This is a genomic window from Methylobacterium mesophilicum (assembly GCF_036441335.1).
Classification (GTDB): Bacteria; Pseudomonadota; Alphaproteobacteria; order Rhizobiales; family Beijerinckiaceae; genus Methylobacterium; species Methylobacterium mesophilicum_B.
Genome location: NZ_MLBW01000006.1, coordinates 23,990 through 50,231, shown reverse-complemented (window position 1 = coordinate 50,231; position 26,242 = coordinate 23,990). Strand labels below are relative to the sequence as shown.

At 70.9% G+C, this 26,242-nt stretch carries 25 protein-coding genes; 12 read left to right on the top strand and 13 right to left on the bottom strand.

Features of this window, described 5'->3' with window-relative positions:
• The first annotated feature begins 138 nt into the window (after positions 1–138).
• Entirely contained in the window at positions 139–1,416 is a 1,278-nt protein-coding gene (locus MMR14E_RS04660) for an FAD-binding oxidoreductase (RefSeq protein WP_331313033.1), read from the top strand.
• Positions 1,417–1,451: 35 nt separating this feature from the next.
• On the opposite strand, the gene MMR14E_RS04655 is transcribed toward MMR14E_RS04660, so the two are convergent.
• Positions 1,452–1,922 (bottom strand): hypothetical protein, encoded by a 471-nt coding sequence (locus MMR14E_RS04655; protein WP_331313032.1) that lies wholly within the window; start codon positions 1,920–1,922, stop codon positions 1,452–1,454.
• A gap of 843 nt (positions 1,923–2,765) precedes the next feature.
• On the opposite strand from MMR14E_RS04655, the gene MMR14E_RS04650 reads away from it, so the two are divergent.
• The 3 genes from MMR14E_RS04650 to MMR14E_RS04640 are packed head-to-tail and all read left to right on the top strand — an operon-like array spanning position 2,766 to position 5,699.
• Positions 2,766–3,377, top strand: coding sequence for a TadE/TadG family type IV pilus assembly protein (locus MMR14E_RS04650; RefSeq protein ID WP_331313031.1), 612 nt, complete (start codon positions 2,766–2,768; stop codon positions 3,375–3,377).
• Positions 3,356–4,021: a TadE/TadG family type IV pilus assembly protein gene (locus tag MMR14E_RS04645; protein WP_331313030.1), complete on the top strand. Its 666-nt coding sequence runs from the start codon at positions 3,356–3,358 to the stop codon at positions 4,019–4,021. The genes MMR14E_RS04650 and MMR14E_RS04645 overlap by 22 nt, the downstream gene beginning before the upstream one ends.
• A complete protein-coding gene (locus MMR14E_RS04640) occupies positions 3,993–5,699 on the top strand; it encodes a TadE/TadG family type IV pilus assembly protein (RefSeq protein ID WP_331313029.1) in 1,707 nt (568 codons plus the stop codon). Before MMR14E_RS04645 ends, MMR14E_RS04640 begins: the two co-directional genes overlap by 29 nt.
• Positions 5,700–5,746: 47 nt before the next feature.
• On the opposite strand, the gene dksA is transcribed toward MMR14E_RS04640, so the two are convergent.
• From dksA to MMR14E_RS04620, 4 genes are all read right to left on the bottom strand, one after another.
• Positions 5,747–6,166, bottom strand: a complete 420-nt coding sequence (dksA, locus tag MMR14E_RS04635) for an RNA polymerase-binding protein DksA (RefSeq protein ID WP_012322444.1) — start codon at positions 6,164–6,166, stop codon at positions 5,747–5,749.
• Between the two features lie 182 nt (positions 6,167–6,348).
• The gene (locus MMR14E_RS04630; protein ID WP_331313028.1) at positions 6,349–7,356 is read right to left on the bottom strand and encodes a hypothetical protein; all 1,008 of its coding nucleotides are present in this window, start codon (positions 7,354–7,356) and stop codon (positions 6,349–6,351) included.
• Between the two features lie 2 nt (positions 7,357–7,358).
• Positions 7,359–8,732 (bottom strand): MBOAT family O-acyltransferase, encoded by a 1,374-nt coding sequence (locus tag MMR14E_RS04625; RefSeq protein WP_331313027.1) that lies wholly within the window; start codon positions 8,730–8,732, stop codon positions 7,359–7,361.
• Positions 8,733–8,881: 149 nt separating this feature from the next.
• Entirely contained in the window at positions 8,882–10,129 is a 1,248-nt protein-coding gene (locus tag MMR14E_RS04620; RefSeq protein ID WP_331313026.1) for an Hsp70 family protein, read from the bottom strand.
• Between the two features lie 330 nt (positions 10,130–10,459).
• Here MMR14E_RS04620 and MMR14E_RS04615 point away from each other — a divergent pair, with 330 nt between their 5' ends.
• Positions 10,460–11,956, top strand: a complete 1,497-nt coding sequence (locus MMR14E_RS04615) for an ATP-binding protein (RefSeq protein ID WP_331313025.1) — start codon at positions 10,460–10,462, stop codon at positions 11,954–11,956.
• A 63-nt stretch (positions 11,957–12,019) separates the two neighbouring features.
• Here the strand turns inward: MMR14E_RS04615 and MMR14E_RS04610 are convergent, their stop codons facing one another.
• On the bottom strand, positions 12,020–12,436 hold the full coding sequence (locus MMR14E_RS04610) for a flagellar assembly protein FliX (RefSeq protein ID WP_331313024.1): 417 nt from the start codon (positions 12,434–12,436) through the stop codon (positions 12,020–12,022).
• Between the two features lie 240 nt (positions 12,437–12,676).
• Between MMR14E_RS04610 and MMR14E_RS04605 the strand changes: the two genes are divergently transcribed.
• The 3 genes from MMR14E_RS04605 to MMR14E_RS04595 are packed head-to-tail and all read left to right on the top strand — an operon-like array spanning position 12,677 to position 14,658.
• The gene (locus MMR14E_RS04605) at positions 12,677–13,813 is read left to right on the top strand and encodes a flagellar basal body P-ring protein FlgI (protein WP_331313023.1); all 1,137 of its coding nucleotides are present in this window, start codon (positions 12,677–12,679) and stop codon (positions 13,811–13,813) included.
• A gap of 25 nt (positions 13,814–13,838) precedes the next feature.
• Positions 13,839–14,198, top strand: coding sequence for a rod-binding protein (locus tag MMR14E_RS04600; RefSeq protein WP_331313022.1), 360 nt, complete (start codon positions 13,839–13,841; stop codon positions 14,196–14,198).
• Positions 14,185–14,658 (top strand): hypothetical protein, encoded by a 474-nt coding sequence (locus MMR14E_RS04595; protein WP_331313021.1) that lies wholly within the window; start codon positions 14,185–14,187, stop codon positions 14,656–14,658. Before MMR14E_RS04600 ends, MMR14E_RS04595 begins: the two co-directional genes overlap by 14 nt.
• Here the strand turns inward: MMR14E_RS04595 and MMR14E_RS04590 are convergent.
• The 6 genes from MMR14E_RS04590 to MMR14E_RS04565 all read right to left on the bottom strand — a co-directional run bounded on the left by MMR14E_RS04590 (position 14,655) and on the right by MMR14E_RS04565 (position 20,469).
• Positions 14,655–14,927 (bottom strand): hypothetical protein, encoded by a 273-nt coding sequence (locus tag MMR14E_RS04590; RefSeq protein ID WP_331313020.1) that lies wholly within the window; start codon positions 14,925–14,927, stop codon positions 14,655–14,657. The two genes, MMR14E_RS04595 and MMR14E_RS04590, sit on opposite strands and share 4 nt — an antisense overlap.
• A 3-nt stretch (positions 14,928–14,930) precedes the next feature.
• Entirely contained in the window at positions 14,931–15,155 is a 225-nt protein-coding gene (locus MMR14E_RS04585) for a hypothetical protein (RefSeq protein ID WP_331313019.1), read from the bottom strand.
• 1 nt (position 15,156) lies between these two features.
• Complete coding sequence (locus tag MMR14E_RS04580) at positions 15,157–15,417, bottom strand: hypothetical protein (protein ID WP_331313018.1); 261 nt, start codon at positions 15,415–15,417, stop codon at positions 15,157–15,159.
• A gap of 147 nt (positions 15,418–15,564) precedes the next feature.
• On the bottom strand, positions 15,565–17,163 hold the full coding sequence (locus MMR14E_RS04575; RefSeq protein WP_331313017.1) for a flagellin: 1,599 nt from the start codon (positions 17,161–17,163) through the stop codon (positions 15,565–15,567).
• Positions 17,164–17,165: 2 nt separating this feature from the next.
• On the bottom strand, positions 17,166–19,049 hold the full coding sequence (gene flgK / locus MMR14E_RS04570; RefSeq protein WP_331313016.1) for a flagellar hook-associated protein FlgK: 1,884 nt from the start codon (positions 19,047–19,049) through the stop codon (positions 17,166–17,168).
• A gap of 34 nt (positions 19,050–19,083) precedes the next feature.
• Positions 19,084–20,469: a flagellar hook-basal body complex protein gene (locus MMR14E_RS04565; protein ID WP_331313015.1), complete on the bottom strand. Its 1,386-nt coding sequence runs from the start codon at positions 20,467–20,469 to the stop codon at positions 19,084–19,086.
• A 310-nt stretch (positions 20,470–20,779) separates the two neighbouring features.
• Between MMR14E_RS04565 and MMR14E_RS04560 the strand changes: the two genes are divergently transcribed.
• Both MMR14E_RS04560 and MMR14E_RS04555 read left to right on the top strand, forming a co-directional pair.
• Positions 20,780–21,247 carry a BLUF domain-containing protein gene (locus tag MMR14E_RS04560; RefSeq protein ID WP_331313014.1) on the top strand — a complete coding sequence of 156 codons (468 nt, stop codon included), beginning with the start codon at positions 20,780–20,782 and terminating at the stop codon, positions 21,245–21,247.
• A gap of 7 nt (positions 21,248–21,254) precedes the next feature.
• Complete coding sequence (locus MMR14E_RS04555; protein WP_331313013.1) at positions 21,255–21,713, top strand: response regulator; 459 nt, start codon at positions 21,255–21,257, stop codon at positions 21,711–21,713.
• A 10-nt stretch (positions 21,714–21,723) separates the two neighbouring features.
• Here the strand turns inward: MMR14E_RS04555 and MMR14E_RS04550 are convergent, their stop codons facing one another.
• Complete coding sequence (locus MMR14E_RS04550) at positions 21,724–23,337, bottom strand: peptide chain release factor 3 (RefSeq protein ID WP_331313012.1); 1,614 nt, start codon at positions 23,335–23,337, stop codon at positions 21,724–21,726.
• 181 nt (positions 23,338–23,518) lie between these two features.
• Between MMR14E_RS04550 and MMR14E_RS04545 the strand changes: the two genes are divergently transcribed.
• A complete protein-coding gene (locus MMR14E_RS04545; RefSeq protein WP_331313011.1) occupies positions 23,519–25,048 on the top strand; it encodes a DUF1800 domain-containing protein in 1,530 nt (509 codons plus the stop codon).
• A complete protein-coding gene (locus MMR14E_RS04540; RefSeq protein WP_331313010.1) occupies positions 25,045–26,232 on the top strand; it encodes a DUF1501 domain-containing protein in 1,188 nt (395 codons plus the stop codon). The genes MMR14E_RS04545 and MMR14E_RS04540 overlap by 4 nt, the downstream gene beginning before the upstream one ends.
• Positions 26,233–26,242: the final 10 nt, after the last annotated feature.

Below are 26,242 nucleotides of genomic sequence, written 5' to 3'. Positions count from 1 at the left end.
TCTAACCGATCTCCGCGGGAATGTGCGCGGGACTTCGCGAGCGCACCGACCGGATGCGCGACCCCGCGAAGACCGCTACCCAGGACACCGGAAACCGGCCAGAAGGGCGCGCGTGGTGCGGTGCGGGACGTGAGCGGCATGGCGACGGACGAGACGGCCGACATCGTGGTGGTCGGCGGCGGGATGGTCGGCCTCGCCAGCGCCATCGCGCTGAGGGACCGCGGGCTCGACGTGGTCCTGCTGGATCCCGGCGAGGCGCGGGCCCGGACCTCCTACGGCAATGCCGGCGTGGTCAGCCGCGGCTCGATCCTGCCGATGTCGAGCCCGGCCCTGTGGGGCAAGCTCCCGGCCTACCTGCGCAACGCCGATCGCGGCCTGCGGCTGCACTACGCGCATCTCCCGCGGATCGTACCCTACACGGCGCACTTCCTCGCCGCCGCGCGCGCCTCGCGCTGGCGCCGCGCCGCGGCGGCGCTGCTGCCGCTGACCAGCGCCGCCTATCCGGCCCACGAGCGCCTCGCGGCCCGGGCCGGGACCGGCGACCGGCTGCAGCGGACGGGCTGGATCAAGGCCTACCGGACGGAGGCGGCCTTCGCGTCCGCCGCCCTGGAGCGCGAGATCCTGGCCTCGCACGGCGTCGCCTTCGACATCCTCGACACCGCGGCGCTGCGGGCCCTCGAGCCGGCGCTGGTTCGGCCCTACGCGCGGGCCATGCTGCTCACCGAGACCGGATCGGTCCGCGAGCCCGGCCGGCTGATCGAGGCGTGCGAGACCCTGTTCACCGGTCTCGGCGGCCGCCGCCTGCGGGGCAGCGTCGCCCGGATGGAGCCCGAGGCGGGCGGCTGGCGCGTCGATCACGACAGCGGCACCGTCCGGGGCCGCCAGGTCGTCCTCGCGGCCGGCGCCGCCTCCGGGGCGATCGCCCGGACCCTCGGCTACCGCTTCGCGGTGGCGGCCGAGCGCGGCTACCATCGCCACTACGCGCTGCATCCGGACAGCCCGCCGCTGACCCGTCCGGTCCTCGACACCAGCGCGGGCTCGATCCTGTCGCCGATGGGCGAGCACCGGGTCCGGGTCCTGTCCGGTGTCGAGCTCAACGCCCGCGCCGCTACTCCCGACCACACCCAGATCGAGGCGGCGTCCCGGGAGGCGGCCGGAACCCTGCGGCTCGGCGGGCCTCTGGACAACGCGCCCTGGCTCGGCTCCCGCCCGTCGACGCCCGACGGGATGCCGGTGATCGGCCGGGCGCCCCGGCACGACGGCCTGCTCTTCGCGTTCGGCCACGGGCATATCGGCCTGTCCACCGGCCCGGTCACCGGCGAGATCGTCGCCGACCTCGCCACCGGCCGGACCCCGGCGGTGCCGGTCGCGGCCTTCGCGCCGGAACGGCTCCTGCGCTGGCCGCGGCTGCTCTGACGGCTGTTGTCCCGTGCCCCGAAGGGTGTCCGCCCTCAGCGCCAGTCGTAGGGGTTGTAGGGCTCGAGCGCGGCCTCGACCTTGCGCAGGAACTCCGGCTGGCGCTGGAGATCGGCTTCCCGGGCGAGCGCCCGGAGGAACGCCTGCGGGCCGTGCTCCAGGTCGCGCGTCAGACCGTTGTAGCGGTCGGCCGGCTCGACATGGGCGGGATCGACCGCGACGCGGTAGGCGAGGCCACAGGTCGGCGGATCGATCCCCAATCGATAGCAGATCCGCACCCGGGCGAAGGGGACGTCCGGGCGGAAATCGACACGATAGCCGCCGAACCGGAAGGCGCCGCCGGTCGCGCGCTCGGCATAGGCGAGTGTCCGCGCCACGGTGGTGAAACCGGCGGTGCGCCGGTCGCGCACGAGCTCGATCGCCGCCCGCTCGGTGGGCACGAAGGTTTGCGCGCAGGCGGGGCCGGACGCCAGCGCGGCCAGGAGAGCGGGGACGACGTATCTCATGGCTTCTTCATGCAGACCGCGACGGGCTGGGCATCCTTGGCGGCCTTGGCGGTCATGTCGAGGCAGCCGACCGTGGACACACCGTCCGTGTCGGTCACGGACGGCACAACCGCCATGCCGCGGCAGTAAGCGCCAATCAATTCCTCGTCACGGCGGCACGCCACGTCGAGGCGGACTTGGCTGTTCAGCGACGGTCCCGGCGGACCGGCGGGCCCGGCAGGGCCCGTCTCACCCGCGGGTCCGCGTGCCCCGGTCGCGCCGTTGACTCCGGCCGGCCCGGCCGGCCCGGGCGGTCCGCGGTCNACAACCGCCAGGCCGCGGCAGTAAGCGCCAATCAATTCCTCGTCACGGCGGCACGCCACGTCGAGGCGGACTTGGCTGTTCAGCGACGGTCCCGGCGGACCGGCGGGCCCGGCAGGGCCCGTCTCACCCGCGGGTCCGCGTGCCCCGGTCGCGCCGTTGACTCCGGCCGGCCCGGCCGGCCCGGGCGGTCCGCGGTCCCCCTTCGCACCAGGTGGCCCGGCAGGCCCCGGCTTCGGCGCGTCGCAGGCGGCGAGCCCGAGCGCCAACGCACCGGCCACGAGCGCGATCAGCGATGATCTCATGCGGTTCTCCGGCCACGCCTGCGCGCGCTGAACTGGTGCGCCCCCGCGGGGCGTCAACCGGGCCTCGCCGAGCAGCCCCGACCAGCACAACCCAAAGTAGCAGACGTTTGATAAGTCTGTTCTAGTCGATCGAGTTAAGAGTTTCGCAAAAGCTTGGCGTCACATCGAACGTGATGGCTACTTCCGACTGATCTGCTCGCCCATGAACGGCCAAGGACTTTCAAGCGCGCAGTATAGAGTGACGCCGGGGTGTCTCCTGGAGCGCCTCCGGCGCGACACCGGCGGCGCGGCCGCGGTGGAGTTCGCCTTGGTAGCCCTGCCCTTCCTGGCGCTGTGCGGCGCGATCATCCAGATCGTCTTCCAGATGTGGGCGGCGCAGAACTTCGATCGCGCGCTCCAGAACGCGGTCCGGACGATCTTCACCGGCCAGTTCCAGCTCGACACCGCGGGGCAGACCGATCCGGCGACCGTGCTGGCGACCCTGAAGGCACGGATGTGCGGACCGGCCAGCAGCCCCGTCGCCACCGTCTTCAACTGCCAGAACGTCAAGATCGACGTGTCGACCGCGAGCAGCTTCTCCGGCGCCGCCGCGGCCAAGCCGATCGACACCGCCACCGGCACGTGGAGCACGAGTTTCGGCTCCAATTACAAGTGCGCGTCGCCCGGGACGATCGTGGTCGTCACGGCAGCGGTGCCGTTCCCGACCTTCTTCAACCTGATGGGCACGAAGACGAAGCAGTTCACCAGCGGGGCCGCCGAGGGATCGAGCCTGCTGACCTCCACCGCGGTATTCCGCACCGAGCCCTATCAGATCGTCGGAGCGAGCCCGTGCCCGTCCTCGCCGTCCTGACCCGGCGGGCGGTGCGGCTCCGGCACGACCGGCGCGGCGGCGCGGCGGTCGAGTTCGCCGTCATCCTGCCGATCCTGCTCGCGATCTGGGCGGGCATGACCGAGGTGGCGCACGCCATCGACGAGTGGCGCAAGCTGACCCAGCTCGGCCGCACCGTGGCGGACCTGACGGCGCAGGGCGACACGCAGAACCCGATCAGCACCGCCGTGATGACCGACATCCTCGCCTCCGCCACGGCGGTGATGCGCCCGTTCGACACGTCGAGGGTCAAGATCGTGGTCAGCGCCATGGGCATCGACGGGAAGAACCCCAACGGCCCTCCGGTGGTCTGCTCCAGCGTCGCCAACGCCAGCGGGACCGCGCGGAGTCCGGGCTCCGCGGCCGGCCTGGCAGTGCCGGACGGCTACCGGATGCCGGGCATGCGCTACGTCCTGGCCGAGGTCAGCATCAGCTACACGCCGATGGTCGGGAGCGCCCTGGTCAAGCTCGCCAGCGGCGTGAGCAACGCGATCACGTTCACCAGCAGCGCGCCGTGGCCGACCCGCGGCGGGCAAGCCTACGGCACCAGCACCTACACGGAAGTCGTCCTGCCGGACGACCAGCACGCGAATTGCGATGGCACGAAAATCGACCGCAAGTCCTGACGGCCGTCCCGGGCGCCGCCGCGACGTCCTGCGCGACCGCGGCGGCAACGTCGCCCTGCTGTTCGCTTTCCTCAGCGTCCCGATGGTGATGATCGGCGGCGCGGCAATCGATTACGGCTTCGCCACGCGGCTCGAGACGAAGCTTCAGGCCGCCACCGACGCCACGGCGCTCCTGCTCTGCCAGACGCCGCTGACGACGTCCGAGGCAGAGCTCAACGCCCTGGCGCAGACGACGCTGACCGGCGCCATGGGCGGCGGGAACCTCGTGGTCGATCGGCTGGCCATCACCAGCAGCCCGCGCAAGATCACCCTGACCGCTCACAAGCAGTCGACGACCTTCTTCGGAGGTCTGACCGGCACCCAGCGCATCAACCCGGGCGCCGTCTCGCAATGCGCCACGCCGCTGCCCAAGACCTTCGAGATCGCCCTGGTACTCGACAACACCGGCTCGATGGCCGCATCGAGCGGGGGACAGTCCAAGCTACAGGCTGTCCAGACGGCCGCGACCGATTTCGTCAACTACGTCTACACCAGCCCGGCCTTCTCGAGCGCGACCAAGGTGGCGATCGTGCCCTTCGCGGCCGCGGTGGCGGTCGACCCGGCCGCCTACCGCTACGCGAGCTGGATCGATCAGAACGGCCTCTCCAGCTATCACTGGACGAACATCATCCAGACGAGTCCGGCGCCGTTCAAGAATCGCTTCGACGTCTTCGCGAAGCTGCAGGCCGCGAACCGGAACTGGGGTTGGGCCGGCTGCCTCGAGGCGCTCCCCTACCCGTTCAACGTCCAAGACGGCGCGCCCACGACCAAGGATTCCTTCTACGTCCCGCTGCTCGCACCCGACGAGCCAGGTGACGGCACCTCGGGCGTCGCGCCCTTCCCGGTCGGCGCCTCGCGGGCGACGGCCTACAGCTACAACAGCTACATCGACGACGAGACCGGCCCCGCGTGCCGGAACAGCAGCACGTACAACACCGCGCTCGGCCAAGCCTGCAAGTACATCACGCCCAAGGACCCCGCCTCCGGCGCCCCGCTGGGGATCCCGAACGGTCCGAATTTCGGCTGCACGACCCAGCCGCTCCAGCGGCTGACCAGCGACACCGGCGCGCTGAAGGCCCTCATCAGCAAGATGGCACCGTCCGGGTCGACGAACATCCACGAGGGTTTCATGTGGGGCTGGCGCACGCTCTCGCCCAACAGCGTCTTCGCGGACGGCCAACCCTACGCGTCGAGCGCGAACAGCTCGAACGCCACGACCATCAACAAGATCATCATCCTGATGACCGACGGCACGAACAGCTGGGGGACCAATTCGAGCGCGCCGACCGGCTCGCTCTACTTCGCCGACGGCTATTTCCGGAACGCCAACGGCTCCACGCCGAACCCACGCCTGACGACGGCGTACCAGAACACGACCGTCGCCGACGGCAATACGGCGCGGAAAGCGCTCGACGCGCTCACCGCCGAGGCGTGCGCGAACACGAAGGCGGTCAACATCTCGATCTACACGATCGGCTTCAGCATCCCGACGGATCCGATCGATTCGGCCGGACAGACGCTCCTGAGGAACTGCGCCTCGTCGCCGGACCAGTTCTACCTCGCCAACTCGTCCGACGACCTGATCAAGGCCTTCAAGTCGATCCAGGCGAGCATCGGCGCGCTGCGGCTCACGCAGTAGGCGTCGCGCCGGCGGGAAGCGGGATCCGGCGCGCGGCCGGGTCCCGATCAGTCGTCGCGGTAGACCCGCTCGCGGCGCTCGTGCCGCTCCTGCGCCTCGAGCGACAAGGTCGCGATCGGGCGCGCGTCGAGGCGGCGCAGGGAAATCGGCTCGCCGGTCTCCTCGCAGAACCCGTAGGATCCGTCCTCGATGCGGGCCAGCGCCGCGTCGATCTTGCCGGTGAGCTTGCGCTGGCGGTCCCGGGCGCGCAGCTCGATCGCCCGGTCCGTCTCGGACGACGCCCGGTCGGCGAGGTCCGGGTGGTTCTCGTTCTCGCTCTGCAGCGCCACCAGCGTATCCTGCGCCTCGCGCAGGATGTCGTTCTTCCAGCTCAGCAGCTTGCGCCGGAAATATTCGCGCTGCCGGTCGTTCATGAAGGGCTCGTCGTCGGACGGGACGTAGCCGTCCTCCAGCTGCACCTTCGCCATGCGTCACCCTCGCTGGATGGTAAACCGCCCACCAGGGGATGGCCGGTGTGCGGCGATAACGTGAGGTGCCGTATAGTCGAGGTGCCTCAGCGCCACAACGCACACAGATGCAGGGGCTGTAACCGGCTGTCACTGCATCGCCGCGTGCGGCAAACAGGCCACGGTACAGATGTTTTACGCTGTCATCTGGTCCGCAACCGTACGATGGCGTCCCCGATCTCGGTCGTCAGGCTCCGGGCGATCGGCAGCCTGTAATGGGTCTGGTCGAAGAACTGATCGGGATCGGCCGCCGCCGGGCGGCCGTCGCGCCAGTCGACCACCGTGCTGAGGGCGTGGGTCGCCAGCACGGCGCGCACCGTGGCCCGGCAGGACGCCTCGGCCCGCGCCCGGGGACTGCCGGGCGGCGCCTCACCGCGGGCGTAGACGGGCGGGAACACCACCACGACCGGCGTCTCCGCCGGGATCCGGGCCAGCTCGGCGCGCAGGCGCGCCGCGATCGGGAACGGCCCGCCGTGGCCCGGCTCCGGTTCGGGCCCGACCGGCATCTCCAGCGCCGCCTTCTTGGCTGGATCGACGCCGAAGCCCTGGCTCAGGTAGTTGCGCTCGTAATCCCACCAGCCGTCGACCGCGGCGGTCTTGCGGCGCGGGTTCAGGAGCCAGCCGATGCGGTTGACCGTCTCCTGCGCGGCCGAGAAGCGGACGAGGCCCCGCAGGTAGGCGGGCCAGTCGCCCACGAGCCAGTAGGGAAAGCCGTGCTCGCTCGGGAAGGACGGGTCGTCCGCGCACCAGAACGAGTCGGCCGAGAGCACGACCGCGGCGGGTCGGGCATGGTGCTGCAGGTACCAGCCGAGCAGGGCGAACTGCTCGGAGGGACCGGTGGCCGGCACCGAGAGCTGGAGGAACGGGATCCCGGTGAGCCGGGTCAGCGCCGCCGGCTCGATGAGCTGGATGTGCGAGTTGCCGATGACCACGCCCGCGTAGGCCGGGTCGCGGCCGCGGACCGCCGACGCGGTGCGGGGTCCCTGCGGCCGCACGGCGCCCCGGGACAGCAGCGTCGAGCGGCCGGTATCGTAGGGATCGATGAGCACCGCGAGCGCCAGGTAGCCCGCGGACAGGAAGACCATCGACAGGATCAGGGTGCGGGCGAAGCCGCGCCAGTCCCGGTCGGTCGAGGGGGTTGGGGGCGCCATCCTCAGAACTGGAAGTAGATGAACTCGTAGTTCGCGTCGTCGCCGATCTTGAGCAGGACGAGCACGAACAGCAGCGCGAAGCCGAAAGCGAGGAGCCGCCGCGGCGGCAGCCGGTGCACCGCGTTCCATGCGGTGGGCCCGACCGTCGCGACCAGGGCGGCGACGGCGATGGTCCGCCACTTGAAGCCGGAGCCCCTGGGCGCGAGCCCGAACAGGCCCTTGAAGATCACGAGCGCCGCCTCGAAGCTCGTCGCCCGGAACAGAACCCAGGTCAGCACGACGAACAGGCTGGTGAGCGCCCAGCCGAGGGGTGCAGGGATCGCGATCCGGGCCCGGCGCGCCAGGACACCGGCCCCGAGGCCGATCCCGTGCAGCGCGCCCCAGGCGAGGAAGGTCAGGCCGGCCCCGTGCCAGAGGCCGCCCAGCGTCATCGTGGCGACGAGCGCCCCGACCTGCCGCGGCAGCCCGCGGCGGTTCCCGCCCATCGGGATGTAGAGGTAGTCGCGCAGGAAGCGCGACAGGGTCATGTGCCAGCGCCGCCAGAACTCCCGCAGGGAGGTGGCGCGGTACGGGACGTCGAAGTTCTGCGGCAGGACGAGGCCGAACAGCAGCGCGATGCCCAGCGCCATGTCGGTGTAGCCGGAGAAGTCGAAGTAGATCTGGAAGGTGAAGCCGAGCGTGGCCTGCCACGCCTCCACCACCGTGACGGCCTTGCCGGCGGCGGCGGCCTGGAACACCGGGTTCACGTACGCCGCGAGCGGATCGCCGAGAAACACCTTCTTGGCGAGGCCGACGGTCAGCAGCAGCAGCCCGCGGGCGAAGCGCTCGGCGGCGTCGGGCCGCGCGTAGGGCGCCTCGTCGAACTGGTGCATGATCTCGCTCCAGCGCACGAGCGGGCCGGCGAGAACCTGCGGGAAGAAGGCGATGTAGAGGGCGTACTTCACGAGCCCGAAGCCGGGCGCTCGGCCGGCCCGGAGGTCGGCGAGATACATGATGTGGTGGAAGGTGAAGAACGAGATGCCGAGCGGCAGGGCGAGGCCGAGGCGCTGCGCCTCGAGGCCGGGGACCAGGTTGGCGAGGTCGGCCGCGAAGTCGAGGTACTTGAACACGCCGAGCAGCGCGAGGTTGGCGGCGATCGCCGCCGGGATCAGCCAGCGGCCCGGCCACCGGCGATAGGCCCGGGCCACGCACCAGTTCGCGAGGATCGACCCGGCCAGCAGCGGCACGAACCGGATGTCCCACCAGCCGTAGAACACGAAGGACAGGGCGACGAGGAGCGGCAGCCGCCACGCGGGCGCGGCGCGCGCCACCAGCCCGTGCAGGATCAGCGCGGCCGGCAGGAAGGCGAGAAGGAAGACGAAGGAGTTGAACAGCATCGGGCGGGGCGGCGCGGAGGAGCCCGGGTGGGCCGCCGTTGTCTCCGAGCGGGAGGGACGGCCTTGTCGGGGATCGGGGCCGGCCCGTCAATCGCCGCGCCGCGTGCAGGACGTGCCCGCGGCGGCCCCGGCAGGCGCCGCGCGCGGCCTCAGGCCCCGCGCCGGGCCGCCTCGATGGTCAGGCCCAGACCCACCGAGCCGAACGTGTCGCCCTCCACCACCCGGGCGGACGGCAGCGCGGCCGTCAGCGCGGCGCGCAGGTGCGGCAGGCCTGTGGAACCGCCGGTGAGGAACAGGGCGTCGACCCGATCGGCCGCCAGATCCGCCTGTGCGAGGCAGCGCGCGATCCGGGCCGCCACGGCGCGGGCGAGGTCGCCGGTCTGGGCGGCCAGGGTCGCGCGATCCACCGGCACCGCGAGCCCGGGCTCCAGGAGTTCGAGGTCGAGCACCGTGGCGTCCTGCTCGGAGGCCGCGATCTTGGCCCCCTCGACTGCCCCCGCCAGGGCGTGGCCGCGCTCGCCCTCGACGGCCTCGCGCAGCCGCGCGAGCAGGTCGGGCCGGGCGCCGTCGCGGATGACCTCGTCGATCTCGCGCAGGGTCTTCTGATTGTAGAGGCGGTTGATCGCCGACCACGTGGCGAGGTCGTGATAGTAGGCGTTCGGCACCGCCAGGTCGCCGCGGCGCATCGGGCTGCCGAGCCCCAAGAGCGGCATCACCGTACCGAGGCTGAGCTGGCGGTCGAAATCGGTGCCGCCGATCCGCACGCCGTCGTTGGCCAGGATGTCGCCGGCGCGGTCCGGCCGCCCCCGGCGCTCGGGCGCGAGGCGCACGATCGAGAAGTCCGAGGTGCCGCCGCCGATATCGGCGACGAGGGCGATCTCCTCCGCGCGGACCTGCCGCTCGTAGTCGAGCGCCGCGGCGATCGGCTCGTACTGGAACGACACCTCCCGAAAGCCGACGTCGCGGGCGATGTCGCGCAGCGTGTCCTCCGCGCGGCGGTCCGCCTCCGGGTCGCCGTCGACGAAGTGGACCGGGCGGCCATGGACCACGCTGTCGAGGCTCTGGCCGCTGGCGGCCTCCGCCCGCGCCTTCACGGCGGTCAGGTAGCGGGCGATGACGTCGCGCAGGCGCAGCCGCTGGCGGCCGACCGGGGTCGCCTCCTCCATGAGCGGCGTGCCGAGGACGGATTTCAGCCCGCGCATCAGCCGGCCGGACCGGCCCTCGACGTAGGCCGCCGTCGCGGCCCGGCCGATGATCGGCTCCCGGCCGAGCTCGAAGAAGATCGCGCTCGGGATCGTCCGGTGCGCGCCCTCCAGGGGCAGCAGCGTCGGACCGTCCGGGCCGTCATGCCCGAGGGTGGTGTTCGACGTGCCGAAATCGAGGCCGCAGGCCGCCATCGTGTCGTGAGTCCGGGAATGGGGAGAAGGGTCGTGGGCCTACAGGGCCGACATGCCGGGGTCCAGGCCGGAGGAGCAGGGCCCGGGGCTTCCGAACGGGGGTTGACGGCACGAACGCCCGTCGCCGGCTCTCGTCGGGCGGATCGGCCACGTCGTCCCGGGGCCGCGGGCCGGCGCCCGGCCCCGNCGGGCCGGCGCCCGGCCCCGACGGCAGGACGCCGCGCGGCGCGGTGCCGTGCGACAGTCGACCGCCCGGGCGGTCCCGTGCGGGAAGCGTGGACAGTGCCCCGGCGGCACACCCGGACCCGCCGGGCCGTGCTATGAGGCGCCATGCGTTCCGACATCGATCTCGGCCTGACGGGCGAGCGCCCCGCGCTCCTCGACCTCACCGAACTGCTCGCCACGCGGCTCCTGGTCCAGGGCAATTCCGGGTCCGGCAAATCGCACCTGCTGCGTCGGCTGCTCGAGCAGAGCGCCGGCCTGGTGCAGCAGGCGATCATCGACCCGGAGGGCGACTTCGCCAGCCTCGCCGACCGCTACGGCCACGTCGTGGTCGAGGCCGACGGCGACGACGTCGCCCTGCAGCGCATCGCCGCCCGGGTGCGGACGCACCGGGTCTCGGTGGTGCTGTCGCTGGAGAATCTCGACGCCGACGGTCAGATGCGGGCCGCCGCCGCCTTCCTGGGCGGCCTGTTCGACGCCGACCGCGACCACTGGTACCCGATGCTGGTGGCGGTGGACGAGGCGCAGCTCTTCGCGCCCGCGGCCGCCGGCGAGGTCTCGGACGAGGCGAGGCGCCTGTCGCTCGGCGCGATGACCAACCTCATGTGCCGCGGCCGCAAGCGCGGCCTCGCCGGCATCATCGCCACACAGCGCCTCGCCAAGCTCGCCAAGAACGTCGCGGCCGAGGCCTCGAACTTCCTGATGGGCCGGACCTTCCTCGACATCGACATGGCACGCGCCGCCGACCTCCTCGGCCTGGAGCGGCGTCAGGCCGAGACGTTCCGCGACCTGCCGCGCGGGCATTTCGTGGCCCTGGGGCCGGCGCTGTCCAGGCGCCCGCTCACTATCGCGGTCGGGCCGACCCAGACCGTGAGCCGGAGCGCCTCGCCGGTCCTCGTGCCCCTGCCCGACGCCCTTGAGGATGCCCGCGCGCTGATCCTCACGGCGAGCCCCGCTGAGACCGTCGCGCCGCTGGCGCCGCGGCCGAAGCCGCGACCCGCGCCGGCACCGGACGTGCTCGTCCAGCTCGCCAATTACCGCCCGCCGGCGCCGGCCGAGGAGCCGGAGGAGGAGCCCATGGACCCGGAGGCCCGCGAGGCGGCGCTCGCCGAGGTGCTGGCCTCCGTGCTGGCGGATGCCGACGCCGCCGCCTGCACTCCCGCGACGCTCTATCAGGACTTCACGGTCCGCTGCCGCATCCGGCGCCTGCGCGGCGACACGATGGGCCTGCCCGAGTTCAAGCGGCGGCTCGCGGTCGCGCGGGCCGAGGCCGGGGGCGCGGTGGCGGACAATTCCGGCTGGGAGCAGGCGCAAGCGATCGCGGCCGGCCTGCCGGACGACCTCGCCGGGCTGTTCCTCGTGGTCGCGCGGGCCGCCATCGAGGGCGCGCCCTGCCCGACCGACACCATGCTGGCTGAGGCCTACGGCACCAGCTCGGGCGGCCGGGCGCGGCGGATGCTCGCCTATCTCGAGGAGCGCGGCGCCATCGTCACCCGCAAGGACCTGCGCGGCGCGCCGATCATCGCCGTGCCGGATCTCGGCGTCGAGACCGGACCGGGCGAGCCGCAGATGCTGCCGACCGGGCCGAAGCGGCGGGTCGTCTAGCGGAATCGGGCGCCGGTCGGTCCCGCCGCGGGGACGTGCCCGGCGTGGGTCGCGCTATCCCGGTCAGACGCGCCGGGCCATCTCCAGCTTGGCGAGTTCCACGGCGGCCCGCAGCTCGATCTCGGCCATGAGACCGTCGAGCCGCGGATCCCCCGAGAGGCCGGCGCGCTCGTTCAGGCGGCCGGCGATGGCGCGCAGATCCTGCGGCGCGACGCGGCCGCCGAGCAGCGCCGCCTTCAGCCGGTCGAGGCCGTCGAGAAGGTCCTGGCCGCGCTGGGCGGAGCGTCGGCGCCGCTCCTGGGGCGTGTCGGCCTCGGCCTGGAGAAGCAGGACCGCGTCGAGCCCGGCGAGCGTCGCGGCGGCGGCCGGCGTCGGCGACGACGGGGCCGCGCCGAGGCTGAAGGCCGCGCCGCCCTCGGGCTTCCGGGCGGACGCGACACTGCCGGCGCTCTGGATCGGCTGGCGAGTCTCGACGCGCATGATCCGGTTCGCGTTGCTCCTAGCGCCCCCGCGCAGAACCGGAAACTCGGCCGCCAGGGTTAAGCCCGGGTAAACAAGCCGGCAGAAGCTGCCGGGTCGGCAGGTTCGGTGCCGGTGCCGCGGAACGCGCGGCCCGAAGGAGCCCGCAAAACCTTAGTCTTCTCCAATGACTTGCGCAGATATGGCGGATGGCACGACCCTGGCAGGATGGCGTCAGGTCCGTCACGGTCGAAACACGGCATGCGCCCGCGTCACGCGTTCAGTCCTCTCCGGTCTCTTCTGGCGGCCCTCTCGGGCGCCCTGCTGCTCGCCGCCCTGTCCGTGCCGGCGCTCGCCCTGTCGCGGGTCAAGGACCTCGCCTCCATCGAGGGTGTTCGCCAGAACCAGCTCGTCGGCTACGGCATCGTGGTCGGCCTCAACGGCACCGGCGACACGCTGAACAACATTCCGTTCACCAAGCAGTCCCTCCAGGCCATGCTTGAGCGCCTGGGCGTCAACACCCGGGGCGCGACGATGCGCACGCAGAACCTCGCCGCCGTGATGGTGACCGCGAACCTGCCGCCCTTCGCCGCGCAGGGCACCCGGATCGACGTGACGGTCTCGTCCCTGGGCGACGCCAAGTCCCTCCAGGGCGGCACCCTGCTGGTCACGCCGCTGCTGGGCGCCGACGGCGAGGTCTACGCCCTGGCGCAGGGCTCGGTGGCGATCGCCGGCTTCGCCGCCGAGGGCGACGCCGCCAAGATCACCCGGGGCGTGCCGACCAACGGCCGGATCTCCAACGGCGCCAATATCGAGCGCGAGATCGCCTTCAAGCTGAACGACGCGCGCTCGCTCCGGTTGTCGCTGCGCAACCCGGACTTCACCACCTCGAAGCGGATCGCCGCCGCGATCAACGACTTCATGGGCGCCGACACCGCCGAGCCCACCGATCCGGCCACCGTGACGATCCAGATCCCGGCCCGCTACAACGGCAACATGATCCGTCTCATCACCGAGGTGGAGCAGCTGAAGGTGGAGCCCGACCAGACCGCCCGGGTCGTGGTCGACGAGCGCTCCGGCATCATCGTCATGGGCCGGGACGTGCGCGTGTCGACGGTGGCGATCGCGCAGGGCAACCTCACCGTGACCATCACCGAGCAGCCGCAGGTCAGCCAGCCGGCGCCGCTCTCCAACGGGCGCACCGTCGTGGTGCCGCGCACGGGGGTGAAGGTCGATACAGGGGACGGCAACAAGCTCGCCCTGGTGAAGGAGGGCGTCAGCCTGCGCGAACTGGTCGACGGCCTCAACGCGCTGGGTGTCGGCCCGCGGGACCTCATCTCGATCCTCCAGGCGATCAAGGCCGCGGGCGCGCTCCAGGCCGATATCGAGCTCATGTGACCGACCGGACGCGAAGGAACGATCCATGCTGCAACTCGCCAGTCTCGCGGCCAGCGCCGCCGCCAGCGTCGGAACCGCGGCGGCCGGGAGCGCCGTCGACGGGATCCTCAAGACCGCCAACAAGGCCAAGGCCCTGAAGACGGCGACCGAATTCGAGTCGATGTTCCTGGAGAACAGCCTCGACCGGCTGACCCAGTCGGAGGGCACCGACGGACCGCTGGGCGAGAACGGGACCGGCGGCGGCATCTACCGCTCGATGCTGACGAAGGAATACGCGAAGCAGATCGTGAAGAGCGGCGGCGTCGGCATCGCCGACTCGGTCTTTCGTGAGATCATGAAGATGCAGGGTGCGGCGAGCGAGGGAGCGATCCATGCACAAGGCTGAACCCCTCCGCGTCGGGGACCGGGTCACCGCTGAGGCGCTGGTGGCGGGCGTGCTCGGCAACATGGCCGCGCTGGAGGCCGTGCTCGCCGAGGAGGCGGCCTACGTCCGGGAAGGGCGGCTGCAGGAGGGCGTTGCCGCGGCCGAGCCGAAGGCCGCGCTGGCGGCCGCCTACATGCAGGGGCTCGAGGTGGCGAAGGCCAATGCCGTCGCGCTGAAGCGCTTCCATCCCGACGGGGTCGAGGCCCTGCGCGCGGCGCACCGGCGATTCACCGCAGCCGTGGAGGCGAACCAGACGGTGCTCGCCAGCGCCAAGACCGTCTCGGAAGGGCTGATCAAGACCCTGGCGGAGGAGATCGGCCGGGCGCAGCTTCCCTCCGGCTACGGGCGGCAGGCGCCGGCGCCCTCCCCGTACGGCCGCGGCGTGCGCAGCGGGCCGCTGGTCCTCTCGCGCAACCTCTAGGGCCCGCCCGGACGGCGGCCGGCGCCGATCCGGACGTAGGTCCGCACCTCGCCGAGATCGGTGTCGGCGCGGTTGTCGACCGCGATGCGCCCGGCGACGGCCGGCGCCGCCACGTCCGCGAGCACGTCCGCGAGCACGTCCGCGAGCACGTCCGCGAGCACGTCCGCGAGCGCATCGGCGACCACGTCCACCACCGCAGCCGCCGACCCCGCGACGGACAGCGGCAGCGACCTGCAATCCTTCCTGCAGCAGGTCACGAAGGCGGTCACCGCCTACGCGGCCGGCGGGCCCGCCGCGAGATCGGCCCCCGCGACGACGCGGCCCGAGACTCGGACGCAGCTGTCGCTCCCCGGCAGGCGCACGAAGCCCTGGCCCTTGGACGGGCACGGCACCGGACCCGGGATCACCGGCAGATCCCGCAGGTCGAGAGCCGCGGCCGGTCCCGCGCAGGACAGGATCGCCGCGAGGGCGGTGCAGCGCCGGAGGCGGCCGCCCATCTCAGGCGGCCTGGCGGGCGAGATCCCGGTGCAGCAGGTCGATGTAGAGCTCGACCTCGCCGATGAATCCGTCGAGATCAGGCTCGTGGATGCGCAGGCGGGCGAGGTCGCGCAGCAGGATGTCGAGGGCGATGGCGCGCTCGTCGGGATGCGCGTAGCCGGCGAGGTAGGTGTCGACGGCCTGCTCCACCAGGACGATCGCGCCGACCCGCGGGGCGGCTCCGAGGCACAGGACGAGTTCGATGGGTCCGGACAGCGCCATGCCGACCTCTCCTCAATCGAATGACGGCGCGTCAGCGCGTCCGCACGCTGCGCTTCATTCCCGGAAAGCGGCAAGACTATGGTGAATGCGACCGGTCACAAAATTTTTCAAACGTCAGGCGCGCCGTGACGGGTCACCGCCTTCGGCTCAGCCGATGTAGTTGACGAGCGAGAGCTTCGACAGCGTCGCAGTGACCTGATAGCTGGCCTGGAGCCGGTTCTGCACGTCGAGCAGCTTGGTGATGACCTCCTCGGGGGAGATCTGCTCGATCCCGTCGAGGGCATTCTGGACCGTGTTCTGGGTGGCCTTGTTGGTCGTGCTGGCGTTCGACAGCCGGGTCGACGCGACGGTCAGCTGGGTGATCGTGTCCTGGACGCTGGGGGTCTGATTGGCCGAGGCGAGCAGGCTGCCGGCCTTCGTCGCCACAGTCTGGTAGGTGTTGTAGGTGTTGGCGTCGTTCGTGGTGGGGAGGCCGAAGGCCATCGTCGCCAGTCCAGCGAGCACGTTCTGGACCGTGGGATCGTTGGCGCGGGCACCGGTTCCGACGCTCCCGGTCGCGCTCACCTGGACGGACTGCGTGTCGATCGCCGAGGTCGGCTTCCCTGTCGCGGGATCGTAGGTGTTCTCGCCCTGGTACCACAGCACCGTGTTCTGGGCCGTTGCCGGCGTGTAGCCGATCGGGTTGTTGTTCCCGTCATACGCGATGCGCTGCGGCATCACGCCGGTCCCCGACGGACCACCCTTCGCCGAGCCCGTGAAGAAGTCCGACGCGGTCGCCGCGGTGGCGTTCACCGCCAGCGTGCTGTTGGCCGCACCGGTGAGCGCGTTGTTCAGCGTCGTCGACAGGTTCGCCATCGTCTGGGCGGGCGTCGAGCCGATGGCGAAGCTGGTGATCGATTTCGGGTCCGCGCTCGTCGCGGCCGTGAGGGTGATCGTCGTCGAGGTCCCGTCCGCCATCTTCAGCGCGAACGACACGGTGTCGCCCGCGCTCGGCTGCGTCGTCATGCTGAGGGTGAAGCTGCCCGGGCTCGTGGCCGTGCCCGCCGTGTAGGTCGCGCCGATCGCCGTGCCGGTCGTCGTGGGCGCGCCCGCCAGGGTGAAGCCGAACTTCCCGCGCGTCGCGTTGTTCGCCTCCTCGGTGATCTGCACGGCCGTGGTCGGACTGGCCGGCGTCTGCGTCAGGCGGCCGTTGCCCCCGGTGCCAAGCTCGGCGGTGACCCGCTGCGAGATCAGGGTCGAGAGCCCGTCGAGCTTGTTGCCGCTCGCGTCGGTCGTGCCGTTGAGGATCTTGCTCGAATCGACCACCGGCTGGGTCGTCGTGTTGCTGCCGCCGAACAGGTAGTTGCCCGCCGCCGATTCGTTGAGCGTGTCGAGCGCCGTCTGCAGGTTGGCGAGCGCCGTCGACCGCCCGGAGACCGAGTTCGCCGCCACGCTCTGCAGGCCGTTCTGGAGCATCGTCCCGGTGGAGGTCGCGAGGGTCGACACCTGAGTCAGGCTCGTGACCGCGAGGTCGGTCCGGGTCTGCGCGGCCGTGATGCCGGCGGCGTAGCCGGTGAGCGCGCTCAGGGTGGCCTGGGCGGACAGCGCCGTCGACCGTCCGGAACCGAGGCCGCCGTAGGTCTGCGAGACCTGACCGCTGGAGAGCTGGTTGGTCAGGTCGTTGAGCTGACCCTTCAGCGCCTGGAGCTGCGAGGCGTTGCGGGTCGTCAGGTAGGAGCCGGCCGCGAAGGGCGTGATCGTCGTCATGATCAGATCTGCAGCAGCTGGGTGAGCATGTCGCGGGCCGCGGTGAGCACCCGGGCGTTGGCGCCGTACGCGGTCTGCAGCGCGATCAGGTTCGACATCTCCTGGTCGATATTGACGCCCGCCCCGGCGGAGAACCGGCTCTGCGCGGTGGAGAGCGCCGTCTGCTGGGTGGCGTCGAGGGCCGACGCGTTCGACGCGTTGGCGCCCTGCGTGGAGACGATGTCCTGCGCGAATCCGATCACGGTGGCGCGGTAGGGCGCCGAGACGCCGCCGATGCCGCTCGACGACGAGAAGGTCTGCTGGCTCGCGGTGAGCGCCGAGAACAGCTTCTGGGCGCGGGCGCCGGAAGCGCTCGTGTCCGTGGCGCTCGTCGCCGTCAGCGCGGCCGTGTTGCCCGCCAGGGCGCCGTTGACCGTGATGCGCTGGGCGAAGCCGGTGAGCTGCGAGCTGCCGTCGAACGAGCCGGTGTACAGCTTGTTGCCCGTGCCATCGACGAACATCGCGAGCGACGGGTTGCCGGTGTTCAGGTCCGTCGCTGAGACGGCCGAGACGCTGGCGCTGGCCGCGCCGGCGACCTTGCCGGCCGCCCCCAGCGTCAGCGTCGCGCTGGTGGCGGTCGAGGAGACCGGCGTCGCCGACAGGGTCGGCAATTTGTAGGCGCTGCCAGAGGCGTTGAATGTCGCAAATGCGGACTGGATCGCCGACGCGTAGCTGCCGGGCCCGCCGCTGGCGTTGAAGGTCAGGGTGAGACCGCTGGCATCCGTGGTCTGCGAGGCCGGCACGATCGTGCCGCTGGATGTCGCGGAGGCCACCAGCGTCACGTTGCGCACGGCCCCGGTGTTGTCGGTGACCGGGAACGTGATCGTGTTGCCGGGCTGCATGGTCGACACGCTGATCTGCGTGTCGGTCCCGCTGTACGTTCCGGTGGTCGCGGTGTTCGTGAGCGCGGTCGAGAGCCCGGCCGCCAGGTCGTCGAGCTGGCGCTGCGCCTGCGGCAGGGTCTGGTCGCGCATCTCGATCTCGGCGGCCAGACTGCCGGAGCGCAGCACGCCGGGCGCACCGAGGTCGATCTTGCCGCCGCCCGGCAGCGTCGCCGTGATGGTTCCGACCGTCCGCTGCGCGGGATCGGTCGCGTAGCTCGCGGTGGGGCTGAGCACGCCGCGACCGTCGAAGGTCAGGGTCGCGGCGTTCCCGCGATCGACCAGCGTCGCGCCCGACTGGGTCATGACGGAGACAGTCCCGTCGCGCTGCGCGACCGTCTGCACGTCCATGTAGCTCGACAGGCTGTTGATCGCCTGGTCGCGCTGGTCCTGGAGATCGGTCAGCGAGGTGCTGTCGGTGGTGTTCTGGATCTTGCCGTTGAGCGTCGCGATGTTGGACAGGATCGTGCTCGCGGCGCTCGTGTCGGTGCCGAGCTGCGACTCCAGGCCGGTGCGCAGGTTCTGAACCGTGCCGGCGGCGCTGTTGATGAGGCTCGCGACCGCCGAGGCATTGCCCAGCACGGTCGTGCGGGCGGCCGCCGAGGTCGGGTTGGCGGCGAGTTCCTGAAGCGACTCGGTGAAGGTGTTCAGCGTCCCGTCCAGGGACGTGGAGCTGCCGGGCACACCGTACAGCGCGTCGAGCTGGGTGGCGATTCCGGACTTGGTGCTCGTGTAGGCGGCGCCCGAGGTTTCCAGTCGCAGCTGGTTCAGCGCCGCCGCGTCGAAGCTGCGGGTGATCTGCCCGGTGGCGACACCGGAATTGTTCGGGCCGTTGGCGACCGTCGAGAGCGTGCGCTTGACGTAACCCGCCGTCCCGGCGTTGGCGACGTTCTGCGAGACGATGTTGATCGCCGCCTGCGTGGCGGCGAGGCCTGCGGTCGAGGTGGAGATCGCATTCAGCGACATGTCACGGCCTCCGCGGCTCGATCCGCACCCTCACTCAGCGGATCACGTTGAGCAGATCAGACATCATCGTCTGGGCCGTCGACATGACGCGCGTGTTCGCAGAGTAAGCCTGCTGGGTTACGATCATCTTAGAGAATTCGCTCGCAATGTCGGTGTTGGATTGCTCGTTGCTGGCCCCCGAGATCGTGCTGCCGTTGAGGCCCGAGAGCGGCGGCCCCGAATCGACGGTCTGAAGATAGTTCCCGTTCGTATCGGCCTTCAGCCCGTCCGCATTGGCGAACTGGACCACACCGACCGAGGCGAGAGCCACCACCGAACCGTTGGAGAAGGTGCCGTTGACCTTGCCGTCCGGACCGACGGCCACGCTCGTCAGCGTGCCGGAGCTGTTGCCGTTCTGCGTCAGCGCGTTGGTGGTCGCCGCCCCGGTCGTGTCGGCGTACTGCGTCAGGCCGGACGCGCCGAGATTCATGGTGAGGCTGGGGAACGTGTAGTCGCCCATGGTGACGGGCCCGAGCGCGATCGGGTTCGTCGAGGGCGAGGTGAGCTTGCCGGTCGAGTCGAAGGTGAAGGCCGTGCCCACGTTGTTCCAGTCGGACGTGCTGAGCGCGCTCGGATTGGTGGAGTAGTACAGGTTCCACACGGCCGGCTGAGCCGGCGTCGTCGTCGCGTCCTGGACCTTGGCCCAGCGGGTCGTCAGCGTGAGCGGCGCGCCGGTCGACGTGTAGACCGGCAGCGACGGGCCGGCGATGCTGTTGCTCATGAAGGTCGAGACGGCGCCGGTCTGGGTCGAGTCGACCTTGACGCCGGTCTGCCCCGATCCGGAGGTCACGACGGCCGCGGAGTTCTGATTGTAGAGATCGGAGCCCGACGTCGCCGAGGCCGAGGTGCTCGGCGTCGAGGGCAGATTGGCGGCGTACGTGATCGTCGTGGTGGCCTGCGCCGGCAGCGTCGAGTTGCCGATCTTGATCGGACCGATGCTGGTCGTCTGTCCGGTGATGGGATCGAGGTTGGATCCGGTCAGGTATCCGCCCGCGCCGTTGACGAGGTAGCCGTCCTTGTCCTGGGCAAAATCGCCCCGGCGCGTGTACAGGTCCGTGCCGCCGAAGGTCGTGGCGCCGTTCGCGTCCCCGGTCTTCTGCACGACAGTGAAGAAGCCCTGGCCGTTGATGGCCATGTTGGTGGGCACGCTCGACGAGACGATGTTGCCGGCCAGCGTGTTGGTGAGCTGCGACTTGGCCAACACCGAACCCGCGACCTCTCGGTCGGGCGTCTTCTCGGACATCAGGTCGACGAAGCTGGTGTCGATACGCTTGTAGCCGGTCGTCTGCGAGTTCGCGATGTTCCCGGAGATGTTGCTGATCGCGTAGGACTGCGACTGGAGTCCGGAGACCGAGGTCTGCAGCGCGGAGAAAAGATCCATGGCGAACGATCCCGATGCGCGCCGCACTGGCCCGCAGGACCGACGGGCCGCAACCGCCGTGCCACGGCTAAGCCCTTGATGAATCGAGACCGGTCCGTCATCGACCCGGCAGGGTTCGCCGGTCACGGCCACCCACCCGGCAGATCCTGCCGGGTGGGGCTCGCAGGAGGCCGGATCCGGGCGGGAAGTCCGGCCGGCCGCGTTTACGCGGCGTTATTCGACACGCGCGAAGATGCCGCCGGGCGGGGGCCACGCGCGGTGAGTCCTGTCCGGAAGCGCTGAACGGGTACGGATTTCGGATCTCGGGATCATGCGGGCGAAACGGACAAGCCTCGTCCACATCATCTACTTCTCGCGTCTCAATCTGTCGTCGGACGCGGCGAAGAGATCCGAGCAGATCAGCGAGATCGGTCGCATCGCTCAGAAGAAGAACGAGTTCGCGGTGATCACGAGCTTCCTGGTCATCGAAGGCAACTTCGCCTGTCAGGTCATCGAGGGCGAGCGGACGTCGGTGCACGAGACCTTCGATCGGGTGAGTGCCGACAGCCGCCACCGCGACGTCCAGATCAGCGAGTGGCGCGAGATCGCCAAGCGCGAGTTCGTCCACTCGTTCAAGAGCGCGCAGCGCACCGCCGGGAACGAGACCCTGTTCGCCAAGGCCAACCTGCTCCCGATGCTCCAGCGCGGGACGCCGAAGGCGTCGGCGATCCACGGGCTGTGCCTGTCGCTCCAATCCGACGCGATGTCCCGTCAGGGCATCGATCACCTCTTCATCTGAGCCGCCGATGTCCGAGAGCGATACGCCCCCGATTCTCATCGTCGACGATCAGGAGAAGCTCCTGCGGCTGATCGTGATGCTGATGACCCGCATCGGCTTCCCGGACGTCGAGGGCGTCACCAACGCGCCCGAGGCCCTCGAGCGGATGCGGCAGCGCCGCTACGCCCTGGTGATCTCCGATCTCGACATGGAACCGATGGACGGGATCAGCCTGCTGCGCGAGATCCGGGCCGACGACGCGCTGATGAACACGCCCTTCATGCTCACCGAGTCGTCCTTCGACTTCGAGGACATCAACCTCGCCCACCAGGCGGGCGCGGACGCCTTCATCCTCAAGCCGTTCGACATGGCGGTGCTGAAGACCAAGCTGAAGCAGGTGCTCAACCGCAAGCCGCGCAAGCGCGAGGCGCCGATCGCGTCCGAATCGACCCTGAGCGTCGAATTCCCGATGCTCGGGAAATTCTGACGCCGACGCGTCACCCCGCCCGCTTCTGGTAATCCTTCACGTCGGTGAAGCGCACGGCCGGGTAGCGCTCCTCCTCGTAGCGGAGCGAGAACGCCGTCGTCGCCATGAAGACCGGGGCCCCGTCCAGGTCCCTGGCCATGGCCGATCCGTGCGAGTCGATGAACTTGTCGAGCTCGGCCTCCGAATCGGACGACACCCAGCGGCAGACCGCGAAGCGCGAGGTCTCGTAATCCACCGGCAGGCCGTACTCGGCCTGGAGCCGCTCCTTCAGCACGTCGAGCTGGAGCGCGCCGACCACGCCGACGATCGCCTGGCTGCCGTCCTGCGGCACGAACACCTGGACGACGCCCTCCTCTCCCATCTGCTGGAGCGCCTCGCGCAGCTTCTTGGCCTTCATGGCGTCGGTGAGCTTGATCCGGCGCAGGATCTCGGGCGCGAAGCTCGGCACGCCGCGGAACACGATGTCCTCGCCCTCGGTGAGGGTGTCGCCGATCCGCAGCGTCCCGTGATTCGGGATGCCGACCACGTCGCCGGCATAGGCCTCGTCGGCGATGGCGCGGTCCTGGGCGAAGAAGAACTGCGGCGCCGAGAGCGAGATCGGCTTGCCGGTGCGCACGAGGCGGGCCTTCATCCCCCGGTTGAGCTTGCCCGAGCACACCCGCATGAACGCGATCCGGTCCCGGTGGTTCGGGTCCATGTTCGCCTGGATCTTGAACACGAAGCCGGTCATGCGCGGCTCGGTCGGCTCCACGAGGCGCTTGTCGGCGTCCTGGCCCCGGGGCGGCGGTGCCACCTTGGCGAGACCGTCGATCAGGTCGCGCACGCCGAAATTCCGCAGCGCCGAGCCGAAGAACACCGGCGTCAGGTGGCCCTCGCGGAACGCGTCGAGGTCGAACGGCTTCAGCCCGCCCTCGGCGAGCTCGACCTCCTCGCGCCACGCGTCGGCCGCACCGTTCTCGGTGAGCAGCTCGTCGAACAGCGGGTCGTCCGGGCCGGACACCGCCACCATGCCGGCATCCTCGGCGGCGTCGAGCCGGCGCACGCGGTTGCCGCCGAGTTCGTACGTGCCGGAGAAATTGCGGCCGGTGCCGATCGGCCACGTGACCGGGGCGACGTCGAGGGCCAGCGTCTTCTCGATCTCGTCCAGAAGCTCGAACGGGTCGCGGGCCTCGCGGTCGAGCTTGTTGATGAAGGTCACGATCGGGATGTCGCGCAGGCGGCAGACCTCGAACAGCTTGCGCGTGCGCGCCTCGATGCCCTTCGCGGCGTCGATCACCATGACGGCCGAATCGACCGCGGTCAGCGTCCGGTAGGTGTCCTCCGAGAAGTCCTCGTGGCCGGGCGTGTCGAGGAGGTTGAAGACGCAGTCGCCGTACTCGAAGGTCATCACCGAGGTGACGACCGAGATGCCGCGCTCCTTCTCGATGCCCATCCAGTCGGAACGGGTCGACACCCGGTTGCGCTTGGCCTTGACCTCGCCGGCGAGCTGGATCGCGCCCCCGAACAGCAGCAGCTTCTCGGTGAGCGTGGTCTTGCCCGCGTCCGGGTGGGAGATGATCGCGAAGGTGCGCCGCCGCGACACCGGATCGGCCGGCCTCGCCTCGGTCTTGGTCTGCATCAGCATGGAGCGAACGCTCTGGATCGGCGGAACGTGTGGGCGCGGCCTCGGGCGCGCGGTCTCGGGATCGTGTAGCGGCAAGCCCCGATATTGGCAAAGACGGCGGCAGAATGGGGCCGCCTTTCAGGCACCGTACAGGGGCGCGGCACCACGCTTCCCCGGTCGATTTCCGCTTCGCGAGGCTCCGATGTCGCGCGCCGCAACACGCTCCTACCTGGTCACCGTCCTGCTGCTCGCCGCGGCCGGCCACGCCCCCCACGCGGAGGAGGCGCCGTCGCGCGCCGCCGCGGCCGATGCCGCCTTCCTCGATGCCCTGACGTGGGGCGCCACGCCCTCGTCCTACGCGCAGCTCAACGCGGAGGGGCGGGCGCGCTGGCTGCGCGCGCAGCTCCACCCGCCGGCCGAAACGCGGCTGCCCCCCGCGGCCCAGGCGCAGGTCGACGCGCTGACCCCGCCGGGCAGCCTGTTCGAGCGGGCCCAGGCGCTGGACGCGCAGGCCAGGGCCGCCAAGGACATTCCGGACCCCGAGGCGCGGAAGGCCGCGCAGCAGGCGTTCCAGGGGGCGCTCAACGCGGCCGCGCGGAACGCCGCCTCCGCCTGGGTGCTGCGGGCGCTCTACAGCCCCGACCAGCTGCGCGAGCGGCTGACGTGGTTCTGGTTCAATCGCCTGAACGTCCACCAGGGCAAGTCGACCCTGCGCGCCGCCGTGGGCGACTACCTCGACACGGCGATCCGCCCGCACGTGCTCGGGCACTTCCGCGACCTGCTGATGGCGAGCCTGCGCCACCCGGCGATGCTGCGGTACCTCGACAACGACGCCAACGCCGCCGGTCGACCGAACGAGAACTACGCCCGGGAGATCATGGAGCTGCACACGATGGGCGTCGGCTCCGGCTACACGCAGGGCGACGTCGAGGCGCTGGCGCGGATCCTGAGCGGGGTCGGCATCGACATGAAGCCCGAGACCCCGAAGCTCCGCCCCGAGCACGCCGCCGACTTCCGCCGCGACGGCCTGTTCGAATTCAACCCGAACCGGCACGATTACGGCGACAAGGTCTTCCTCGGAACGCGCATCCGGGGAAGCGGCTGGCCCGAGGTCGAGGAGGCGGTCGACCTGATCGCCCGCAATCCCGCCACCGCCACCAGCGTCTCCCGGGCACTGGCCACCTACTTCGTCGGCCAGCCGCCCGACGACGCCCTCGTCGCCCGGCTCGCCGCCGTGTTCACGCGGACCGACGGCGACATCGCCGCGGTGATGGAGGCGCTGGTGCGCGAGCCGGCCCTCACGGCCGAGCGCGGCGGCGCCTTCAAGGACCCGGTCCGCTACGTCTTCTCGGCCCTGCGCATGGCCTACGACGCGCGCGTGATCCGCAACGCCGGCCCGGTCCTGGGCTGGCTGAACCGCCTCGGCGAGGGCCTGTTCAACCGCTCGACGCCGGACGGCTACCCCCTCGACGCCGCCGCCTGGAGCGGGCCCGGGCAGCTCGCGACGCGGTTCGAGATCGCCCGGCAGATCGGGTCCGGCTCGGCCGGCCTGTTCAAGCCGGCGCTGCCCGATCAGGCCGAGGAGCCGGCCTTCCCGGTCCTCGCGAACGGGCTCTACTTCGCGGCTTTGTCCGGCACCCTGTCGGCGGCGACGCGGGCGGCCCTCGCCCAGGCGGTCTCGCCGCAGGACTGGAACACGCTCTACCTCGCCTCGCCGGAGTTCATGCGATGAACCGTCGCGATCTGATCCGCGCCTCGGCGGCGCTCGGCCTGTCCACGGTGGCCGGCCGCGTCTGGGCCGCCCCGAAGGCCGACGCGCGCCTCCTCGTGGTGTTCCTGCGCGGCGCCTACGACGCCGCCAACGTGGTCATCCCGACCGGCAGCGATTTCTATTACCGGTCGCGGCCGAATCTCGCGATCGCCAAGCCCGACGCGTCGGACCCGAAGGCGGCGCTGGCGCTCGACGCCGACTGGAGCCTGCACCCGGCGCTGCGCGACACGCTCCTGCCGCTCTACGCCAAGGGCCAGGCCGCCTTCGTGCCGTTCGCCGGCACCGACGACCTGACCCGGAGCCATTTCGAGACGCAGGACACGATCGAGATGGGCCAGACGGTCGGCGCGGCCCGCGACTACAATTCCGGCTTCATGGCCCGGCTCGCCGCGGAGCTGACCCAGGTCCGTCCGATCGCCTTCACCGACCAGATGCCGCTGATCTTCCGGGGCGGCGAGACGGTCCCCAACATCGCCATCAACGGCGTCGGGAAGCCCGGCATCGACGACCGGCAGGCCCGCCTCATCGCCGCCATGTACAGCGACACCAAGCTGGCCGCCGCCGTGACCGAGGGTTTCCGGGTGCGCGACGCAGTCTACCAGACGATCTCCGACCATGCCGGCCAGGCCGACCGCGGTGCGGTCTCGCCCAAGGGCTTCGAACTCTCGGCCCGGCGGATCGGCCGCCTGATGCGCGAGAATTTCAACCTCGGCTTCGTCGATGTCGGCGGCTGGGACACGCACGTGAATCAGGGTGCCGGCACCGGCTACCTCGCCGACCGGCTCGGCGAGCTGGGGCGCGGCCTCGCGGGCTTCGTCGAGGAGATCGGCCCCGGCTGGTCCGACACGGTGGTGGTCGTGCTGTCGGAGTTCGGGCGGACTTTCCGGGAGAACGGCAGCCGCGGCACCGACCACGGTCACGGCAGCGTCTACTGGATCCTCGGCGGCGGGGTGCGCGGCGGCCGGATCGCGGGGCCGCAGGTGCGGGCCGACGAGGCGCACCTGTTCCAGAACCGGGACTATCCGGTGCTCAGCGACTACCGCGGGCTGCTGGGTGGCCTGTTCCGGCGGCTCTACGGGCTCGACCAGGCGAGCCTGCGGCGGATCTTCCCCAGCGCGGACCCGGCGGATCTCGCTCTGTTGTAGGGGGCGAGCC

Bases quoted from the DNA above. Each gene is read 5' to 3' on its own strand.
- MMR14E_RS04540 (WP_331313010.1), top strand. From the start codon at position 25,045: ATGAACCGTCGCGATCTGATCCGCGCCTCGGCGGCGCTCGGCCTGTCC.
- MMR14E_RS04660 (WP_331313033.1), top strand. From the start codon at position 139: ATGGCGACGGACGAGACGGCCGACATCGTGGTGGTCGGCGGCGGGATG.
- MMR14E_RS04585 (WP_331313019.1), bottom strand. From the start codon at position 15,155: ATGGGCGGCCGCCTCCGGCGCTGCACCGCCCTCGCGGCGATCCTGTCC.
- MMR14E_RS04545 (WP_331313011.1), top strand. From the start codon at position 23,519: ATGTCGCGCGCCGCAACACGCTCCTACCTGGTCACCGTCCTGCTGCTC.
- MMR14E_RS04620 (WP_331313026.1), bottom strand. From the start codon at position 10,129: ATGGCGGCCTGCGGCCTCGATTTCGGCACGTCGAACACCACCCTCGGG.
- MMR14E_RS04610 (WP_331313024.1), bottom strand. From the start codon at position 12,436: ATGCGCGTCGAGACTCGCCAGCCGATCCAGAGCGCCGGCAGTGTCGCG.
- MMR14E_RS04560 (WP_331313014.1), top strand. From the start codon at position 20,780: ATGCGGGCGAAACGGACAAGCCTCGTCCACATCATCTACTTCTCGCGT.
- MMR14E_RS04595 (WP_331313021.1), top strand. From the start codon at position 14,185: ATGCACAAGGCTGAACCCCTCCGCGTCGGGGACCGGGTCACCGCTGAG.
- MMR14E_RS04575 (WP_331313017.1), bottom strand. From the start codon at position 17,163: ATGACGACGATCACGCCCTTCGCGGCCGGCTCCTACCTGACGACCCGC.
- MMR14E_RS04625 (WP_331313027.1), bottom strand. From the start codon at position 8,732: ATGCTGTTCAACTCCTTCGTCTTCCTTCTCGCCTTCCTGCCGGCCGCG.
- dksA (WP_012322444.1), bottom strand. From the start codon at position 6,166: ATGGCGAAGGTGCAGCTGGAGGACGGCTACGTCCCGTCCGACGACGAG.
- MMR14E_RS04565 (WP_331313015.1), bottom strand. From the start codon at position 20,469: ATGGATCTTTTCTCCGCGCTGCAGACCTCGGTCTCCGGACTCCAGTCG.
- MMR14E_RS04550 (WP_331313012.1), bottom strand. From the start codon at position 23,337: ATGCTGATGCAGACCAAGACCGAGGCGAGGCCGGCCGATCCGGTGTCG.
- MMR14E_RS04580 (WP_331313018.1), bottom strand. From the start codon at position 15,417: ATGGCGCTGTCCGGACCCATCGAACTCGTCCTGTGCCTCGGAGCCGCC.
- flgK (WP_331313016.1), bottom strand. From the start codon at position 19,049: ATGTCGCTGAATGCGATCTCCACCTCGACCGCAGGCCTCGCCGCCACG.
- MMR14E_RS04630 (WP_331313028.1), bottom strand. From the start codon at position 7,356: ATGGCGCCCCCAACCCCCTCGACCGACCGGGACTGGCGCGGCTTCGCC.
- MMR14E_RS04640 (WP_331313029.1), top strand. From the start codon at position 3,993: ATGGCACGAAAATCGACCGCAAGTCCTGACGGCCGTCCCGGGCGCCGC.
- MMR14E_RS04600 (WP_331313022.1), top strand. From the start codon at position 13,839: ATGCTGCAACTCGCCAGTCTCGCGGCCAGCGCCGCCGCCAGCGTCGGA.
- MMR14E_RS04615 (WP_331313025.1), top strand. From the start codon at position 10,460: ATGCGTTCCGACATCGATCTCGGCCTGACGGGCGAGCGCCCCGCGCTC.
- MMR14E_RS04605 (WP_331313023.1), top strand. From the start codon at position 12,677: ATGCGCCCGCGTCACGCGTTCAGTCCTCTCCGGTCTCTTCTGGCGGCC.
- MMR14E_RS04655 (WP_331313032.1), bottom strand. From the start codon at position 1,922: ATGAGATACGTCGTCCCCGCTCTCCTGGCCGCGCTGGCGTCCGGCCCC.
- MMR14E_RS04555 (WP_331313013.1), top strand. From the start codon at position 21,255: ATGTCCGAGAGCGATACGCCCCCGATTCTCATCGTCGACGATCAGGAG.